Source organism: Actinoplanes rectilineatus, assembly GCF_000962825.1.
GTDB classification, from domain to species: domain Bacteria; phylum Actinomycetota; class Actinomycetes; order Mycobacteriales; family Micromonosporaceae; genus Actinoplanes; species Actinoplanes rectilineatus.
The window spans coordinates 191,742-204,773 of record NZ_JZKF01000006.1 but is presented as its reverse complement, the minus strand read 5'-3'; the positions used below and the strand labels follow the sequence as shown (position 1 = coordinate 204,773).

Here is a 13,032-nt window from a genome sequence, read left to right as displayed (position 1 = left end):
GAGGCGACATGACCGACCTGTACAGCCCCGAAGACGTTTGGCACGTCGACAGCGACGCCGCCACGATCCTCACCGAGACGCTGCTCGACGCCGACCGGCCCGCCTACGAGGGCGACGAGGACGAGCGGCGGGACGAGCAGTGACCGCCGTGTTGGAGGAAATGCGGCTGAGGTTCACCGCGCCGGCCGAGTGGCTGTCGGCGAACAAGCGGTACAAGCGACGGCCTGATGTCGCGATCCGGGCCTGGCGCCAGGCTGCGGCACTGCACGCCCGGGCCGCGCATCTACCGAGAGGCCTGAACCGGGTGTCGGTGTACGCGACCATCCACTTCACCGATGCCCGGCGGCGAGACGCCCACAACTACATGGCGGTCGTGAAGTGCTGCATCGACGGCCTGGTCGACTACGGGCTGATCCCGGATGACCGGCGTGAGCATCTGCTGTGGACGGCAATCACCGAGGGCGACAAGGTTCCGGCCGGGCCACTGAAGGTCGGCGGAGAGATCGAGCTGCGGATCGTGGTGGAACCGTGACCGCGAAGGTGATCCCGCTGTTCCGGGTGCCGCGCCCGGTGGGTGCGCAGCCGTGCGGGTCCGGCACCGTCCCCGGCGGCGTGTCAGCCCCGTGTGGGCGCCGCGACACCCGCCTGTACGCCGAGGGATGGCGCTGCCCCGGCCACGACCCGCAGACCGCCCACCTCCGCCTGCCCGCGCCAGCCCAGGGGGCGGCGTGAGCACTCACATCCTGCGCGTCGTCTGGCCCATCCACGACGACGCCATGTACGACGACGAGGCCATCGCCGACGCCTGGATCGACTGGCCCCACCACCCCGAGAAACAACAGGTCACCGTCGTCGACACACCCCGCATGCACGTGGTGCGCCTCGACCCGCGGCAGCAGGAGGCGTTCGGCGCCTCGAGGGCCGTCATGTGCGAGGCGCACGTCATCGAACGGACACCCATCCCCATCAAGAAGGAGGCCGCGTAATGGCCGGAGACACCGTCATCACCGTAGTAGGCAACCTCACCGACGATCCGACCTTGAAATTCACCGCGTCAGGTCAGGCGGTGGCGAACTTCCGGATCGCATCGACCCCGCGCACCCTCGACAAGCAGTCCGGGGAGTGGAAGGACGGCGACCCGCTGTTCCTGGCGTGCAACATCTGGCGCGACGCCGCTGAGCATGTCGCCGAGTCGCTGTCCCGCGGCTCCCGGGTGATCGTGCAGGGCCGGCTGCGTCAGCGGTCTTACGAGAAGGACGGCGAGAAGCGCACCGTTTATGAGTTGGAAGTGGACGAGATCGGCCCGTCGTTGCGGTACGCCACCGCCGCGGTGCAGAAGGCGCAGCGGTCCGGCGGCGGGGGCGGCGGTCGTCAGCAGTCGGGCGGCGGCGGTGCGGGTGGCGACTTCAACGACCCGTGGGCGTCGGGCCCGTCTGCTTCGGGCGGTGGCCGGGCCGGTGGTGGCAAGCCGTCGTTCGACGACGAACCGCCTTTCTGATCTTGATTCGGTGGCCGGGTGCTGCCGCAGCGCCGCGCCCGGCCACCTCTCCCTTCCTCTCCCCGGAGGTTCCTTTCATGTCTGCACCAAGCCTTTCCCGGCTCCCTGCCGCGCAGCAGCGTGTCCTCGACGCCATCCACGCCCACATGGCCGAGCATCGGATCCCGCCGACGGTCCGGGAGGTCGCCGCGGCGGTGGGCCGGTCCGCGTCGACCACAACCTGGAATCTGGATCAGCTCGTCGCGAAGGGGTATCTGCACCGTCAGCCCGGCGTGGCCCGCGGTCTGTTCCTCGCCGACCCGGTGGCGGCCCCGTGACCCGGCTGTCCCCGAACCAGGTGGAGGCGTGCCCGTCGGAGTCGCGGCGCCGCACGCATGCTGCGCACGGCCAGATCTGCGGGGTGTGCACGCCGGAGGAGATCCGCCGGGACCGGTGTCCGGGGTGCGGGTTCCGCGTCGAGGTGGTCGGGTTCGAAATCCAGCCGCACGGCCGCCGGAAAAACGGCTGGACGGTGCGGTGCGGCGGGTCCGGGCAGCGGCTGCGCAGGATGCCCGCGGTGGAGTTGCGGATCTGGGTTGGCCGGCGTGCGGTGGCCCGGCCGTGATCGAGGTGGAGTTCGGCTGGGCCCGGGATCATCAGGTGCAGAGGTGTGCGCGGCTGCCGGGCGCGGACCGGATGCTGTGCGGCAGGCGGGTCGGGTTTGTTCCGGCCGTGCCGATGGGCCGTCCGCCGGATGAGGTGCTGCACGGGCGGTGCCGGGAGCTGCTGGACGCGGGCACGGTCGAGTTGCCGCCGCGTCGCGGCCGGGGGTGTCCGGTGTGCGGTGAGCCGGTGCCGGTCGTGGACGGCAGGGTGAGCGCGCACGGTGGCTGTCCGGGAGTGAACATGCCGGTGGGCGGGCGGTGAGCCGCTACGCCTTGCCCGGAGTCTCGCCCAACGCTGCCTGCGCTCTCTCGAACCACTCGGGCGACACGAGTACGGCACGAGCGATGTTTCTTGATCCGTGCTTGATGACGGTGGGTTCGCCGCGCATGTAGGCGGCTTCGACCCTGTCGCTGAGCAGCTTCCTGAATTCGCCGATACCGAGCACCTTGGCCTCCATGGTCAAAGAGTACGAGGGTTGCAACTTGTACAAGTTGTAATGTACAACTTGTACAAGCGATCCGCATCTACGAAAGGACACATCCCAATGGCCGAAGCCACCATCCCGCCGTTCCCGACCTGCACGATCACCACGATTCAAGGCCCGGTCACCGTGCCCTGCGAACCGATCGGCGAGCACCTCGCCATCGCCCCCGCCTTCGGCATGACCGAAGACTTCCGCGCCTTCCTCAGCGGAAACTTCGTCATCACCCACCGGGCCACCGGCCTGCACGTCTCCGACGGTCCTGGTTGCATCGAGTGCTGCCGCTCGGCAGGTAAGGCGCTCCTCGCTACCGAGGTTGACTGGGCGTCCATCACGGCCGAGGGCTCGGCCGAGTTCTGGGGTTCCCTGACCGACGAGATTCGTCTGGCCGTCGCCGAGGCCCGCACCGTGAACTGGTCCTGCGACGCCGAGTACTGCAACCCGTGGCCGGAGGGCGTCACCGCTGAACGTGCTGAGTCCCGCTCGAACCATCTGAAGCGCCTCGTCGAGCAGAACGCGCGCATCGTGGCTGCCGAGGAGGCCGCCCGATGACTCTCGACCTCGTCGCCGTCCAAGCCCGGGCCGCTGAGGCGTACCGGTGGGCGGACTACCAGTCCCTGGCCGTCCCCGCCGCCGTCCGCGAGCACTTCAACAGCGACGCCCCCGCCCTGATCGCCGAGATCGAGCGCCTGCACGCGTGGGCCGGACGACTTGCGGACGGGCTCGCGGACCTTCAGGACGAGCGCGACCGCCTGCGCCGTGTCGAAACCGCGGTCCGGGCGATTGAGTCCGCCGACGACCCGCACGACGCCGACACCGCCCGCATCGAACTCCGCGCCGCCATGGAGGCCGCCCGATGACCCGCCTCGCCGGCCACGGCCTGCGCCACGAAGGCGCGGCCTTCTCCATGCCGAAGGTCCGGGCCCGTGACGCCGCCGGACCCGGCATGGCGCTGTGCGAGTGCGGCACCTACTCGCCGCTCATCAAAAACCGCGCCCAGCGCCAGCAGTGGCACAAGGACCACAAGGACGACATCCGCCGCGGCGGCAACGGCATCGTGTGGGAAGGCATGTGATGGCCCACCACTTCCGCACCTTGATCGCCGCCATCCGCATCGATGACGACTCCGACCTCCGCTACACCGCGCACGCGTTGACGGTTGCCCGGAAGGCGCTGACCGAGGCCGGGTTCGAGGTAGACGAGATGCGCAACGTGCACAACCAGACCGGTGAACTGCCGCCCCGCTCCGAGGAGATCCCGTGGTGACCACCAAGGACCTCGCCCCGTACCCCACCCGCGAAGAAGACGTGACCCGATGACCGCCGAGACGAACGCGGCCCTCGCCTACATCCGTGAGCGCTACAACGTGCCCGCCAGCCTCCACGGCCGCGTTCGATACACCGACCACGGGCACGCCCAGCACGGCACCATCATCGGCACCTCAAACGCCTACCTGGCAGTCCTGCCCGACAGCGCGCGGCGGGACGACTACGTCCTGATCTGGCCCACATCCGACGGACTCGAATACCTGCCCGGCAAGGCGGCGACCCGATGAGCGCCCCGATGTCGGAGTTCCCGCCCGGTCTCCTCGACTACTTCGCCGCCCGACAGCAACAACGCGACAAGCGGGCCGACACCGCGTGGCGCACCCTCACGAAGTTCGAGCGCCGGGTCACCCGCGAGGCCGCCGTCATGGGCTACGTCCTCGGCTACCGGGCCGGGCAGGCCGACGGCGTGATGGGCAAGGGCGGGCCGCTCGACAACGACGACCCGATCCCCGGCGACATCGACATCGTCCGACGGGTGATCCAGCACTGCGACTCCACCAGCGACCTCTACCCCTACCTGGGTGAGGCGTGTGAGGGCCGGCGCCGGCGCATCACTCGCAAGCGGATGTACCCCGGCGAAGCTTCCCCGACCAGCCAAGGAGGCTGACCCGTGCGTAATTCTGACCTTGCCGCCCGGCACGCCCGGCGGATCCTCAACCAGAACCCCCTCGACGTGCCCGAGTCGCAGTGCAGCCACCGGGACGACCCGGGGCACGACCACGAGCAGTGCCTGGAGACCATCGCGTCCATCCACGCGAGCGTGGCTACCCGTCCGAATTCGTCGGGCGGTGATCTGCCGTGATCGACATCCTCAACCGTGTTGCCGACATCGTCGAGCCCCACATCGGCAGCAACTTCAAACTCCGCCAGCGCGCCCTGGGCACCGCGGAGAACCTGGCGCATAGCAACCTGCTCGTCGGCCAGCAGAGCACCATCCAGCTGCCGTCGCAGGAGGCCGCCGCGAACCTGCTCCACTGCACGTTTAACTGGCCCGCGGCGGAACGCATCGCTGCGGAACTGCACGAGGCGGGCCTGCTGGCGACGGATTACGCGCCGTATTCCACGGAGGTGCCCAGTGCGTAGGCCCAACATCGCCGCGATCCGGCGCCGCCTCGAAGCGGCCACGCCGGGCACGTGGAAGACGGGCGACCGGTTCGGCAGCGGCTCGCTCGGATCGTCGATCGCGGTCATCTCCGGCAGTCTGCCGCCGCTCCAGCTCGACGAGCATCGCAACGGCCGGAACGACGCCGCGTTCATCGCACACGCCCACCAGGACGTGGCCGCGTTGCTCACCGCGCTGGACGAGGCGCACGGCCAGATCATCAGCCTGGTCGCTTGCGCCGAGCGGCTTTACCCCAGCGAGCGGCACACGGTGCTGCGGGCCGATGGGTGCGGCTGGTGCGGTGGAGACCATCTCGCTGAGCTGTCCGTGCTGGTTGCTGGTTCGAATCCGTCGGGTGGCGCCTCGTGAGTCAGCTGTGGTCGTGGGCGCTCACCGCAGTCGGCGTATTCGGCATCTGGCTCGCCGGCCGCCGCTCCCCATGGGGCTGGGCTGTTGGAATCGGCGCCCAAGCCCTGTGGCTGGCGTACGCGCTGGCCACCCGCCAGTGGGGGTTCCTGGTTTCGGTGGCCGCCTACACGTGGGTGTACACGCGCAACTTCCGGGCCTGGCGCACCCCGGCACCTGAACCCCGTCCCGCCGAATCCGCTCCCCAGGAGACTCCCGCATGACCGCACCCGCCACCGTCCCGGCCCCCACCGCGGGGGCCGGGCGCCCCGGGCACCTCACCCCACGCCAGCGGCAGATCCTCGCGTACGTCGCGTGCGGGCTCCCCGACACGCGTATCGGGGCCCGCATCGGCATCCAGGGGTCATCCGTCAAAACGTCCCTCCGGCGGGCCTACCGCACCCTCGGTGCCCGTAACCGCGCCCACGCCGTGATCATCGCCCTGCGCAGCAGGCAGATCACCCTCCACGACATCGACCAGGCGGCCCACCGGTGACCGACTTCTTCGCCCCCGGCCTACCTGCCGCTATCACTCTGTCAGACCGGCAGCAGCAGATCCTCGTGCTGATCGCGGACGGCCTGTCCAACCAGGCCATCGCCGGGCGGCTCCGCATCAGCGCCAACACCGTCGACCACCAGACGAAGCGCATCTACGACACGCTCGGCGCGTGCAACCGGGCCCACGCGGTAGCGGTCGGCATCCGCGCCGGGGTGATCCGGTGACCGGACGCTGGCCGGGTCCGGCTCGGGAGCCGCTGCCCGTTGGACTGATCACCGAGCAGGACATCGAAGACGCCCTGCGGCTCGCCGGCAGTCACATGACCGAGCCGGAGGACCCAGCGTTCAACGTGGTTGCCTTCGGTGCCCTCTGCGCGGCACGGGCTGCGCTGATCGAATGCGGCGAGGTACTCGAAAACCTACGGATCGATCGCGGCCTTCACGGACAGGATGACGACCGGCGGGAGTGGGAGCGTGTTGGCCGGGAGTACGTAGCCCAGAAGGTTGCCCGGAGGTCGATCAACGAACTGCGGAAGTGGCTGCCGTGATCGACTTCCCGTACGTGTGGACGTGGCGGTGGCGCACCTGGGAGTTCCCGGGCACGGGCGCGGTGAAGACGCCGTGGTTCGGCGACGGCATCGACCGGACGGGCCAGCGCTGCCAGGTGGTGGTGCGCGACCAGGGCGGCAAAGACCCGGACGGGAACAAGCGGATGTCCGGGTCCGCGGTGCTCGAGTTCGCCGACGGAACGCGGGTGGTGACCAGCCGGGGCGGGCTCAGGCGGGCGGATCCTGACGCGGCGGGCGCTCCGGGAGCTTCGCGCCGGGCTCGCGCAGATACCAGGCCACGAGCGCACGGATGACCTCGGAACGCCCTCGGTCGCCGACCAGACGGCCGAGGCGTTCCCAGAGCGCATCGGCGAGGGCTATCTGCCGGCGCACCGTCTTGCGGCGTTCGTTGGCGGTAGTCACTGGTCAAAGGTACGGCGTGTCCGTACACGAAAGAGATCGGCTTTCACTGGTGTGTACGTACACATCGCGATAGGCTTCACTGGTTGATGTACGTACACAGGATTGGACTTTCCGCAGTTCAGAAGGGAGCAACGCCATGCCCCACAAGACCCTCTACGTCCGCCCGAAAGACCAGACACTCTGGGAAGCCGCACAGCGTGTCTCCGACCAGACAGACATCAGCCTCAGCCGCATCGTCGGGGAAGCCCTCAGGCTCCACCTTCGCAGCGTTGCCGAGACCCTGGAACAGCAGCGACAGGAACAGGGCACCGACGAGTGGGTCACGTTCGCAGCGGATGCCGCATGAGCACTCACGCAACTCCCGATTCGCCCGCGTCCACCGGCGCGACCACCTGGGCCGAACTGTTCCCCAGCGGTCGGGACATCTTCTACGAGGGCGACCGGCCGGATGAGTTCGCCGCAGAGATCGCCGCCAAGCACGGTTTCGATCCACGGACGGACAAGCGCTGGTGGGAGGTGATCGACGGGGACGAGCCGTTCGTGACCTACCAGTTCCACTGCCCGCCGCACCTGCTGGATGCGATCTACGGCAACGACCAGTACCCGCTTGGGTCCTGACGCGCCGGCCACCACCCCTACCCCAACTGCCCGAGGAGGTTTCGTGCCCGATATCTGGACTCTTATGCGGGCGATCCGCAGGTCGGGCCTCCCCGCTCCAGAGCGGCACACCCTTCTGACCTTGGTGACGTTGGTGGAGCCGGAAACGGGACTCATTCCGGACCGTTTTCAACCCAGCCTGACCGAGCTGGCAAATTTCACGGGGCTGGGCCGTTCAACCGTTGTCCGCTCTCTCAATTCGGCCGAGAGTAATGGCTGGATAAAACGAACGGTGCCGACCAAGAAGGCGGCGCAAAAGAACAAGGAGAAGACCTGCTATCTGCTCACCATCCCCTCTTCGGTCGCCACAGAAGAGTCGCCCAGCGCCGCCGAGAACGAGCCTGAGGCTAGTGCCACAGCGGGACTAGTCCCGGAGCGGGACCAACTTGAGGACTGGTCCCAGAGCGGGACTAGTGCCACAGCGGGACTAGGGCTAGTGCCAGAGCGGGACCAGGCTAGTGCCACAGCGGGACACAAAGAACTGAACCATGTGTACCAACCTGAACCTTCTCCTCCTTCGGAGGAGAGCGCGCGCGATGGTGTCGACACCGGTGATGCGCTGTTTGTGGTACCGGAACAGCGGCAGCCTGACTCCGAAAACAAACCAGCGGGCGGAGCCACCAGGGGTCGGAAGCGCCTCAGTCGCATCATCACCAAAGAGAACCTGCCCCTCCCCGCCGGCTGGCAGGTATCCGAAGAAATGATGGCGTGGGCCAGAAAAGAAACCCCGAATGTCGGGCGCTTCGCCACGGACAAGTTCATCGAGTACTTCGCTGACGGCCAAAAAGGCAAGGAACTCAAGAAGGACTGGGACAAGGCGTGGCGCAACTGGATGCGCTCAGACCAGGAACGCTTCGAAGAGCGCACCGGGGTCCGCGGCTCCATGCCCATCAACGAGCCCGGCAACGCCCTAGCCCGAATCGACGACAACGGACGGCGCAACGAAGTCCGGTCCCCCGCTGACCAACGAGTCGCCGACAACCAATCCCTGTACGAGAAGTACCGACGCCTTGAGGAGGCACAACGTGGACAGAGCTGAGGTGGTGCTGCTGCTGACGCTGGCCGGCACCTTCGACTACCGCAAGGTCGGTGATGCCGACGTCGAGGCGTGGCATCTGGCCCTCGACGACATCCCGCTCGACGACGCGAAGGCCGCCGTGGTGCGGCACTACCGGGAATCCCGGGAACGGCTGATGCCCGCCGACGTCCGCCAGGGCGTGAAAGCGATCCGTGCCGAGCGCCGCCGTCTGGAGCCGTCGGACGCCCGGGCACTGCCGTCGAAGTTCGAGGACGACATGAACCGGCAGGTCCGCATGTCGGCCGGTGCCGCCACGGTCCGGGAGGTGCTGGCGGCGATCGGCGCGCACCTGGAATCGCAGTCCCCGCCGCCGGTGTCGGCGATGGACCAACTGCGGGCGATCACCGCAGGGCCCGACTGGGACGAGGAGGCCGGACGATGAGCGACCGGACGCCACCGCACGACATCGAGGCAGAGCAGGCCACCCTCGGCGGGATGCTCCTGTCCGCTGGGGTCATCGACGACGTGACGGAGATCGTCACCGCCGCCGACTTCTACCGGCCGGTCCACGCCACCCTGTTCGGGGCGATCGTCGCCCTGCACGGGCGCGGTGAGCCCGCAGACGCACGGACACTGGCGGGCGCCCTGTTCGATGCCGGAGAACTCGAACGGACCGGTGGGGTGCTGTACCTGAACACCCTGATCGAGCAGGTGCCCACGGCGGGAAACGCCGGCTGGTATGCGCGGATCGTGCAGCAGCGGGCCGTCTCGCGGCGCCTGGTCGAAGCCGGTGTCCGGATCGCGCAGCTCGGCTACGGGTCAGCGAACGCGGCCGGAGTCGAACTCGCCGACGTGGTGGACCTGGCGCAGCAGGCCGTCTACGACATCACCGTGGAACGCGGTGCCGGGGAGACTGTCCGGGCCGGTGAGGTGTTCACCCCCGTCATGGACGACATCGAGGCCGCGGGCTCGAAGGACAGTGCGCTGCTGGGGGTGCCGACCGGGTTCAAAGACCTGGACCGGCTCCTCAACGGGTTGCAGCCCGGGCAGCTCATCATCGTCGGCGCCCGCCCCGGGCTGGGGAAGTCGACGGCCGGCCTGGACATCGCCCGGCATGCGGCGATCCAGGCGGGGATGGCATCGGCGTTCTTCACGCTGGAGATGTCGAAGGTCGAGATGGTGACCCGGATGCTGTCGGCCGAAGCGCGGGTGCCGCTGCACGTGCTCCGGTCGGGGCAGTTGTCGGATGACGACTGGTCGCGGATGGCCCGCAGGATGGGTGAGATCTCCGAGGCACCGATCTTCGTGGACGACACCCCGAACATGGGATTGGCGCAGATCCGGTCGAAGGCCCGCAGCTTGAAGAAGAAGCACAATCTGCGGCTGCTGGTCGTCGACTACCTCCAGTTGATGTCATCGCCGAAACGCACCGAGTCCCGACAGCAGGAGGTTTCCGAGCTGTCCCGTGGCCTGAAGCTGCTGGCGAAGGAGATCGAGTGCCCGGTGATCGCGGTGAGTCAGCTGAGCCGCGGCCCTGAGCAGCGCCAGGACAAGCGCCCCCAGCTGTCGGACCTGCGTGAGTCCGGCTCGATCGAGCAGGACGCCGATGTGGTGATCCTGCTGCACCGTGACGACTACTACGACAAGGAGTCGCCGCGGGCGGGCGAGGCGGACTTCATCGTGGCCAAGCACCGGAACGGGGCGACGGACACCGTTACGGTGGCCGCGCAGTTGCACCTGTCCAGATTTGTGGACATGGCCATCTGACCTGCTCTGACGTTGGCGGGGAGCTGAACGCTGGTATCGCTCAGCTCCCCTGCCGCCCATCCTGCCCCACCCGAGACGAGGAGACCCGCATGACCTACCGGACCGGCGGCAACCAGGGCATCACGGTCGTCCGTGAGGGCGCCGGGCCCGCGGACGAGGATGGCCGGCGCCCGGATGACGAGTCTGTGGCGTTCGTCGTCAACGGCGACCGTGACCTGTTAGCCCGCCGGATCGCCGAACTCCTCACCGTCGTGGAACGGGTGTGCGACTGCGGGCATCCGGACCTGGAGTTGCGGGCGCACCTGCACCCGTGCCCGGTGGCGAGCCTGCGTGACGCCCACCGTGATCCTGCTCAGGAGCAGGGTCGTGAGCAGGACGAGGTGGTCATCGGCGGGTGGCTGCACGTCGAGAAGACCGGCCCCGCCCGGTGGACGCTGGATGTGGGCGGCGTGCGGATCTGGGTCGACGTCGACACGGAAGGGCGACCGGCCCTGGTGGATGTGCACGGGCCCGGCACCTGGGGTCCGCCGGTGGGCGGCTGCGAGTACGGGCTGGACTGGGACGAGCGGGTGTCGTCATGACCGACGCCGTGTTGGCGGGTACCGGGTCCCGCAGCTTGGTGATTGCGCCGAAGGAGACGCGGCTGCGCGTGCTGGACCTGGTCCTGGAGCGCATCGCCGCCCGGGTGCTGGAACACGGGTCCCGGCTGGTTGTCATGTCCGGCGGCGCCGAGGGGATGGACGAGTGCCTGGCCCGGGCGGCGATGCGCTTGCAGGTCCGCCTGTGGCTGGCCCTGCCGAACAAGGGCTACGCCCGGCATTACTGGGGCCGGGCGTCGCAGCTTGGCCGGGACCGGACGGCCGAGTTCGCTGTGATCGCCGACTACGCGGAGCGGACCACCTTCGTGATGGAGCAGGTCCACGGGACGTCCGCGCTCACGTTGGACGGGCTGCACGCCAACGTGTGGCGGAACCTGTTCATGGTCGACGGGTGCCGGTCGTTTCCGGGTGCGGACGACTTCGTGGTACTCGGCCCGGTCCGGCCGAAGTCCGGCACCGCCCACTGCGTGAAGGCGCTCCAGGCGGCAGGGAAGTGGCGCGACGACATGGTCCTCAACCCGGCCCCGGCGGATGCTCAACTGCCGTGGGCGGCGGCCGATCGTTGAGGCGGACGGAACCGCCGGCCGCCGGAAGCCATGGGTCCCTGATGGTCATCACCCACCCGGCGGCCGGATCCCGCTGGGTGCGGTGCGCGCGGTGTGGCAAGAAGACGCGGGCGGAACGGCTGGTGAAGGGGTTCGGCCGGGACTGTGCGACGTTCCTGGGTCTGATCGGGTCGGCGCCGGATACCGGGCAGGACGGGCCGGACCTGTTCGACGCTCTCGCGGAGCAACGCCAGGAGACCGGTTCAGCGGGCGCGTGAGGCAACGGGACTCCGCTTTGTATACCCGACTATGGGTAGCTCGTATCGATCAAGTCCTGCGCCCGCTCAGCCCTTGATTCACTCACAAGCTGCACGACCCGGCCGCAGACCGGCACGCGGTGGCAAGATTCCCGCGTGACCCGCACACCCACCTGTCGCCCCTGGCCTGGCCGAAAACGACCAGCCCCGCCACTCGACGACCCGTGGGCCGGCATCTGGAACTGAACCGCGAAACGGCGCCGGGGAGTCCAACCTCAACCCGGCGCCGCCATCACCAACCGCAGACCCCCAGCGTCCCCCGGTGGCCTCCCGGAACCGTAGCCGCTCCACGGCCAGGAGGCGATCACCCTGATGAGCGATTCGAGCCACGCCGACACCTGCACCCTCTGCCCCCTGACCCGCCCCGACCGCACCCCCCGCACACCCCACGACCCGCCCGTCTGCGACAGCGACCGGGCACTCCTCGGCCGGTGGCTCACCGAGATCGGCCACCTCTGGGCCGACCTCCTCAACGAGGAACCAGTCATCGTCGACCAGCGCACCTACCAGCGCAGCGGCGTCGAATACCTGAAGAACAACCAGCGGCGCACCGTCAGCCTCGGCACCGCATGGGCCGACCCCCTCGCCCCGCTCGGCGGCGTCGCACCCATCAACTCCCGCAGCCGCGCACCCCACGTCACCGGATCACGAGAACGACCGATCCCGATCAGCGCCGCCGCGTTCGACCTCAAACAGCCGGCACGCGTCCCCGGCCTCACCGACCAGGCCATCCCGGAAGACCAGAGCGGGCACCTGTCCGCACCCACCATCCTCGACGGCTGGGCCCGGCACATCCGCGACAACGTGTACGGCGCAGACCAGCTCCCCGCACCCACCGTCCCCGAACTCCTGACGTGGCTCCGCGCCCGCATCAACCGCATCTGCGACCACTACGAACAACTCGCCGACTTCGCCACCGCCGTCCGCAACCTCCGCGGCGCACTCCGCGCAGCCACCGGACAAACCGAACCCCGACCCGAACACTGTGCCGGCGTCGCCTGCAAACGCTGCGACCTCATCACCCTCTACCGGCAGCCCGGCGGCAACATCACCTGCGTCAACCCCGACTGCCAGGCCGTCCTCCACGACGACGAATACGGCGACTGGCTGAAAACCCTCGTCGCCGAACAGCGACACACCCGGGTTACGGACCTTGGCGAACCCGCCGCCACGCGCTAGATTGCGTACACCCCTAGGTGCA

At 68.7% G+C, this 13,032-nt stretch carries 32 protein-coding genes; 30 read left to right on the top strand and 2 right to left on the bottom strand.

Features of this window, described 5'->3' with window-relative positions:
- Positions 1 to 8: 8 nt before the first annotated feature.
- The 8 genes from WH85_RS53675 to WH85_RS07240 all read left to right on the top strand — a co-directional run bounded on the left by WH85_RS53675 (position 9) and on the right by WH85_RS07240 (position 2,404).
- Positions 9 to 143, top strand: a complete 135-nt coding sequence (locus WH85_RS53675; protein ID WP_281179044.1) for a hypothetical protein — start codon at positions 9 to 11, stop codon at positions 141 to 143.
- Entirely contained in the window at positions 140 to 532 is a 393-nt protein-coding gene (locus WH85_RS07265) for a RusA family crossover junction endodeoxyribonuclease (protein WP_157410858.1), read from the top strand. Before WH85_RS53675 ends, WH85_RS07265 begins: the two co-directional genes overlap by 4 nt.
- The gene (locus WH85_RS07260) at positions 529 to 732 is read left to right on the top strand and encodes a hypothetical protein (protein ID WP_045740906.1); all 204 of its coding nucleotides are present in this window, start codon (positions 529 to 531) and stop codon (positions 730 to 732) included. Before WH85_RS07265 ends, WH85_RS07260 begins: the two co-directional genes overlap by 4 nt.
- Positions 729 to 986: a hypothetical protein gene (locus WH85_RS07255; protein ID WP_045740905.1), complete on the top strand. Its 258-nt coding sequence runs from the start codon at positions 729 to 731 to the stop codon at positions 984 to 986. The genes WH85_RS07260 and WH85_RS07255 overlap by 4 nt, the downstream gene beginning before the upstream one ends.
- Positions 986 to 1,498, top strand: coding sequence for a single-stranded DNA-binding protein (locus WH85_RS07250; RefSeq protein WP_045740904.1), 513 nt, complete (start codon positions 986 to 988; stop codon positions 1,496 to 1,498). The genes WH85_RS07255 and WH85_RS07250 overlap by 1 nt, the downstream gene beginning before the upstream one ends.
- A gap of 77 nt (positions 1,499 to 1,575) precedes the next feature.
- A complete protein-coding gene (locus WH85_RS48510) occupies positions 1,576 to 1,815 on the top strand; it encodes a LexA family protein (RefSeq protein ID WP_083448834.1) in 240 nt (79 codons plus the stop codon).
- Complete coding sequence (locus tag WH85_RS07245; RefSeq protein WP_045740903.1) at positions 1,812 to 2,102, top strand: hypothetical protein; 291 nt, start codon at positions 1,812 to 1,814, stop codon at positions 2,100 to 2,102. Before WH85_RS48510 ends, WH85_RS07245 begins: the two co-directional genes overlap by 4 nt.
- Positions 2,099 to 2,404 carry a hypothetical protein gene (locus WH85_RS07240; RefSeq protein WP_045740902.1) on the top strand — a complete coding sequence of 102 codons (306 nt, stop codon included), beginning with the start codon at positions 2,099 to 2,101 and terminating at the stop codon, positions 2,402 to 2,404. Before WH85_RS07245 ends, WH85_RS07240 begins: the two co-directional genes overlap by 4 nt.
- A 4-nt stretch (positions 2,405 to 2,408) precedes the next feature.
- Here the strand turns inward: WH85_RS07240 and WH85_RS07235 are convergent, their stop codons facing one another.
- Positions 2,409 to 2,600 (bottom strand): hypothetical protein, encoded by a 192-nt coding sequence (locus WH85_RS07235; RefSeq protein ID WP_157410857.1) that lies wholly within the window; start codon positions 2,598 to 2,600, stop codon positions 2,409 to 2,411.
- Positions 2,601 to 2,687: 87 nt separating this feature from the next.
- On the opposite strand from WH85_RS07235, the gene WH85_RS07230 reads away from it, so the two are divergent.
- The 13 genes from WH85_RS07230 to WH85_RS07170 are packed head-to-tail and all read left to right on the top strand — an operon-like array spanning position 2,688 to position 6,505.
- Positions 2,688 to 3,176 (top strand): hypothetical protein, encoded by a 489-nt coding sequence (locus WH85_RS07230; protein WP_045740900.1) that lies wholly within the window; start codon positions 2,688 to 2,690, stop codon positions 3,174 to 3,176.
- Positions 3,173 to 3,484 (top strand): hypothetical protein, encoded by a 312-nt coding sequence (locus WH85_RS07225; protein ID WP_045740899.1) that lies wholly within the window; start codon positions 3,173 to 3,175, stop codon positions 3,482 to 3,484. Before WH85_RS07230 ends, WH85_RS07225 begins: the two co-directional genes overlap by 4 nt.
- Entirely contained in the window at positions 3,481 to 3,699 is a 219-nt protein-coding gene (locus WH85_RS07220; protein ID WP_045740898.1) for a hypothetical protein, read from the top strand. Before WH85_RS07225 ends, WH85_RS07220 begins: the two co-directional genes overlap by 4 nt.
- On the top strand, positions 3,699 to 3,890 hold the full coding sequence (locus WH85_RS07215; protein ID WP_045740897.1) for a hypothetical protein: 192 nt from the start codon (positions 3,699 to 3,701) through the stop codon (positions 3,888 to 3,890). Before WH85_RS07220 ends, WH85_RS07215 begins: the two co-directional genes overlap by 1 nt.
- 49 nt (positions 3,891 to 3,939) lie before the next feature.
- Positions 3,940 to 4,179, top strand: coding sequence for a hypothetical protein (locus WH85_RS07210; RefSeq protein WP_045740896.1), 240 nt, complete (start codon positions 3,940 to 3,942; stop codon positions 4,177 to 4,179).
- Positions 4,176 to 4,559: a hypothetical protein gene (locus tag WH85_RS07205; RefSeq protein WP_045740895.1), complete on the top strand. Its 384-nt coding sequence runs from the start codon at positions 4,176 to 4,178 to the stop codon at positions 4,557 to 4,559. Before WH85_RS07210 ends, WH85_RS07205 begins: the two co-directional genes overlap by 4 nt.
- 3 nt (positions 4,560 to 4,562) lie before the next feature.
- Entirely contained in the window at positions 4,563 to 4,754 is a 192-nt protein-coding gene (locus tag WH85_RS07200) for a hypothetical protein (RefSeq protein WP_045740894.1), read from the top strand.
- Entirely contained in the window at positions 4,751 to 5,035 is a 285-nt protein-coding gene (locus WH85_RS07195; protein WP_045740893.1) for a hypothetical protein, read from the top strand. Before WH85_RS07200 ends, WH85_RS07195 begins: the two co-directional genes overlap by 4 nt.
- Positions 5,028 to 5,423: a hypothetical protein gene (locus WH85_RS46760; RefSeq protein ID WP_052720215.1), complete on the top strand. Its 396-nt coding sequence runs from the start codon at positions 5,028 to 5,030 to the stop codon at positions 5,421 to 5,423. The genes WH85_RS07195 and WH85_RS46760 overlap by 8 nt, the downstream gene beginning before the upstream one ends.
- Positions 5,420 to 5,683, top strand: coding sequence for a hypothetical protein (locus tag WH85_RS48505; RefSeq protein ID WP_045740892.1), 264 nt, complete (start codon positions 5,420 to 5,422; stop codon positions 5,681 to 5,683). Before WH85_RS46760 ends, WH85_RS48505 begins: the two co-directional genes overlap by 4 nt.
- Positions 5,680 to 5,955, top strand: a complete 276-nt coding sequence (locus WH85_RS07180) for a helix-turn-helix domain-containing protein (RefSeq protein ID WP_052720214.1) — start codon at positions 5,680 to 5,682, stop codon at positions 5,953 to 5,955. The genes WH85_RS48505 and WH85_RS07180 overlap by 4 nt, the downstream gene beginning before the upstream one ends.
- Positions 5,952 to 6,182 carry a helix-turn-helix domain-containing protein gene (locus WH85_RS07175; RefSeq protein ID WP_052720213.1) on the top strand — a complete coding sequence of 77 codons (231 nt, stop codon included), beginning with the start codon at positions 5,952 to 5,954 and terminating at the stop codon, positions 6,180 to 6,182. The genes WH85_RS07180 and WH85_RS07175 overlap by 4 nt, the downstream gene beginning before the upstream one ends.
- Positions 6,179 to 6,505 (top strand): hypothetical protein, encoded by a 327-nt coding sequence (locus WH85_RS07170; protein ID WP_045740891.1) that lies wholly within the window; start codon positions 6,179 to 6,181, stop codon positions 6,503 to 6,505. Before WH85_RS07175 ends, WH85_RS07170 begins: the two co-directional genes overlap by 4 nt.
- A gap of 228 nt (positions 6,506 to 6,733) precedes the next feature.
- On the opposite strand, the gene WH85_RS50155 is transcribed toward WH85_RS07170, so the two are convergent.
- Positions 6,734 to 6,928 carry a hypothetical protein gene (locus WH85_RS50155; RefSeq protein WP_157410856.1) on the bottom strand — a complete coding sequence of 65 codons (195 nt, stop codon included), beginning with the start codon at positions 6,926 to 6,928 and terminating at the stop codon, positions 6,734 to 6,736.
- A gap of 136 nt (positions 6,929 to 7,064) precedes the next feature.
- Here WH85_RS50155 and WH85_RS07160 point away from each other — a divergent pair, with 136 nt between their 5' ends.
- From WH85_RS07160 to WH85_RS46755, 9 genes are all read left to right on the top strand, one after another.
- Complete coding sequence (locus WH85_RS07160) at positions 7,065 to 7,274, top strand: hypothetical protein (protein ID WP_045740889.1); 210 nt, start codon at positions 7,065 to 7,067, stop codon at positions 7,272 to 7,274.
- The gene (locus WH85_RS07155; RefSeq protein WP_045740888.1) at positions 7,271 to 7,546 is read left to right on the top strand and encodes a hypothetical protein; all 276 of its coding nucleotides are present in this window, start codon (positions 7,271 to 7,273) and stop codon (positions 7,544 to 7,546) included. The genes WH85_RS07160 and WH85_RS07155 overlap by 4 nt, the downstream gene beginning before the upstream one ends.
- A gap of 43 nt (positions 7,547 to 7,589) precedes the next feature.
- Positions 7,590 to 8,624 carry a helix-turn-helix domain-containing protein gene (locus WH85_RS50150; protein ID WP_157410855.1) on the top strand — a complete coding sequence of 345 codons (1,035 nt, stop codon included), beginning with the start codon at positions 7,590 to 7,592 and terminating at the stop codon, positions 8,622 to 8,624.
- Positions 8,611 to 9,045, top strand: a complete 435-nt coding sequence (locus WH85_RS48105) for a hypothetical protein (protein WP_045740886.1) — start codon at positions 8,611 to 8,613, stop codon at positions 9,043 to 9,045. Before WH85_RS50150 ends, WH85_RS48105 begins: the two co-directional genes overlap by 14 nt.
- Positions 8,958 to 10,370 (top strand): replicative DNA helicase, encoded by a 1,413-nt coding sequence (dnaB, locus tag WH85_RS07140; RefSeq protein WP_425394619.1) that lies wholly within the window; start codon positions 8,958 to 8,960, stop codon positions 10,368 to 10,370. Before WH85_RS48105 ends, dnaB begins: the two co-directional genes overlap by 88 nt.
- An 89-nt stretch (positions 10,371 to 10,459) precedes the next feature.
- Entirely contained in the window at positions 10,460 to 10,951 is a 492-nt protein-coding gene (locus WH85_RS07135) for a hypothetical protein (RefSeq protein ID WP_045740885.1), read from the top strand.
- Positions 10,948 to 11,535 (top strand): hypothetical protein, encoded by a 588-nt coding sequence (locus WH85_RS50145; protein ID WP_045740884.1) that lies wholly within the window; start codon positions 10,948 to 10,950, stop codon positions 11,533 to 11,535. The genes WH85_RS07135 and WH85_RS50145 overlap by 4 nt, the downstream gene beginning before the upstream one ends.
- A gap of 41 nt (positions 11,536 to 11,576) precedes the next feature.
- On the top strand, positions 11,577 to 11,792 hold the full coding sequence (locus WH85_RS50140) for a hypothetical protein (RefSeq protein ID WP_045740883.1): 216 nt from the start codon (positions 11,577 to 11,579) through the stop codon (positions 11,790 to 11,792).
- 351 nt (positions 11,793 to 12,143) lie between these two features.
- The gene (locus WH85_RS46755; RefSeq protein ID WP_052720212.1) at positions 12,144 to 13,010 is read left to right on the top strand and encodes a hypothetical protein; all 867 of its coding nucleotides are present in this window, start codon (positions 12,144 to 12,146) and stop codon (positions 13,008 to 13,010) included.
- Positions 13,011 to 13,032 lie beyond the last annotated feature (22 nt).

What these genes read in the sequence shown, in the direction of transcription:
- WH85_RS07180 (WP_052720214.1), top strand. Translation starts at nt 5,680, where the DNA reads ATGACCGCACCCGCCACCGTCCCGGCCCCCACCGCGGGGGCCGGGCGC.
- WH85_RS07205 (WP_045740895.1), top strand. Translation starts at nt 4,176, where the DNA reads ATGAGCGCCCCGATGTCGGAGTTCCCGCCCGGTCTCCTCGACTACTTC.
- WH85_RS50145 (WP_045740884.1), top strand. Translation starts at nt 10,948, where the DNA reads ATGACCGACGCCGTGTTGGCGGGTACCGGGTCCCGCAGCTTGGTGATT.
- WH85_RS07250 (WP_045740904.1), top strand. Translation starts at nt 986, where the DNA reads ATGGCCGGAGACACCGTCATCACCGTAGTAGGCAACCTCACCGACGAT.
- WH85_RS07155 (WP_045740888.1), top strand. Translation starts at nt 7,271, where the DNA reads ATGAGCACTCACGCAACTCCCGATTCGCCCGCGTCCACCGGCGCGACC.
- WH85_RS07235 (WP_157410857.1), bottom strand. Translation starts at nt 2,600, where the DNA reads ATGGAGGCCAAGGTGCTCGGTATCGGCGAATTCAGGAAGCTGCTCAGC.
- WH85_RS07160 (WP_045740889.1), top strand. Translation starts at nt 7,065, where the DNA reads ATGCCCCACAAGACCCTCTACGTCCGCCCGAAAGACCAGACACTCTGG.
- WH85_RS07230 (WP_045740900.1), top strand. Translation starts at nt 2,688, where the DNA reads ATGGCCGAAGCCACCATCCCGCCGTTCCCGACCTGCACGATCACCACG.
- WH85_RS48510 (WP_083448834.1), top strand. Translation starts at nt 1,576, where the DNA reads ATGTCTGCACCAAGCCTTTCCCGGCTCCCTGCCGCGCAGCAGCGTGTC.
- WH85_RS53675 (WP_281179044.1), top strand. Translation starts at nt 9, where the DNA reads ATGACCGACCTGTACAGCCCCGAAGACGTTTGGCACGTCGACAGCGAC.
- WH85_RS07215 (WP_045740897.1), top strand. Translation starts at nt 3,699, where the DNA reads ATGGCCCACCACTTCCGCACCTTGATCGCCGCCATCCGCATCGATGAC.
- WH85_RS07220 (WP_045740898.1), top strand. Translation starts at nt 3,481, where the DNA reads ATGACCCGCCTCGCCGGCCACGGCCTGCGCCACGAAGGCGCGGCCTTC.
- WH85_RS07225 (WP_045740899.1), top strand. Translation starts at nt 3,173, where the DNA reads ATGACTCTCGACCTCGTCGCCGTCCAAGCCCGGGCCGCTGAGGCGTAC.
- WH85_RS07135 (WP_045740885.1), top strand. Translation starts at nt 10,460, where the DNA reads ATGACCTACCGGACCGGCGGCAACCAGGGCATCACGGTCGTCCGTGAG.
- WH85_RS07210 (WP_045740896.1), top strand. Translation starts at nt 3,940, where the DNA reads ATGACCGCCGAGACGAACGCGGCCCTCGCCTACATCCGTGAGCGCTAC.
- WH85_RS46755 (WP_052720212.1), top strand. Translation starts at nt 12,144, where the DNA reads ATGAGCGATTCGAGCCACGCCGACACCTGCACCCTCTGCCCCCTGACC.
- WH85_RS50140 (WP_045740883.1), top strand. Translation starts at nt 11,577, where the DNA reads ATGGTCATCACCCACCCGGCGGCCGGATCCCGCTGGGTGCGGTGCGCG.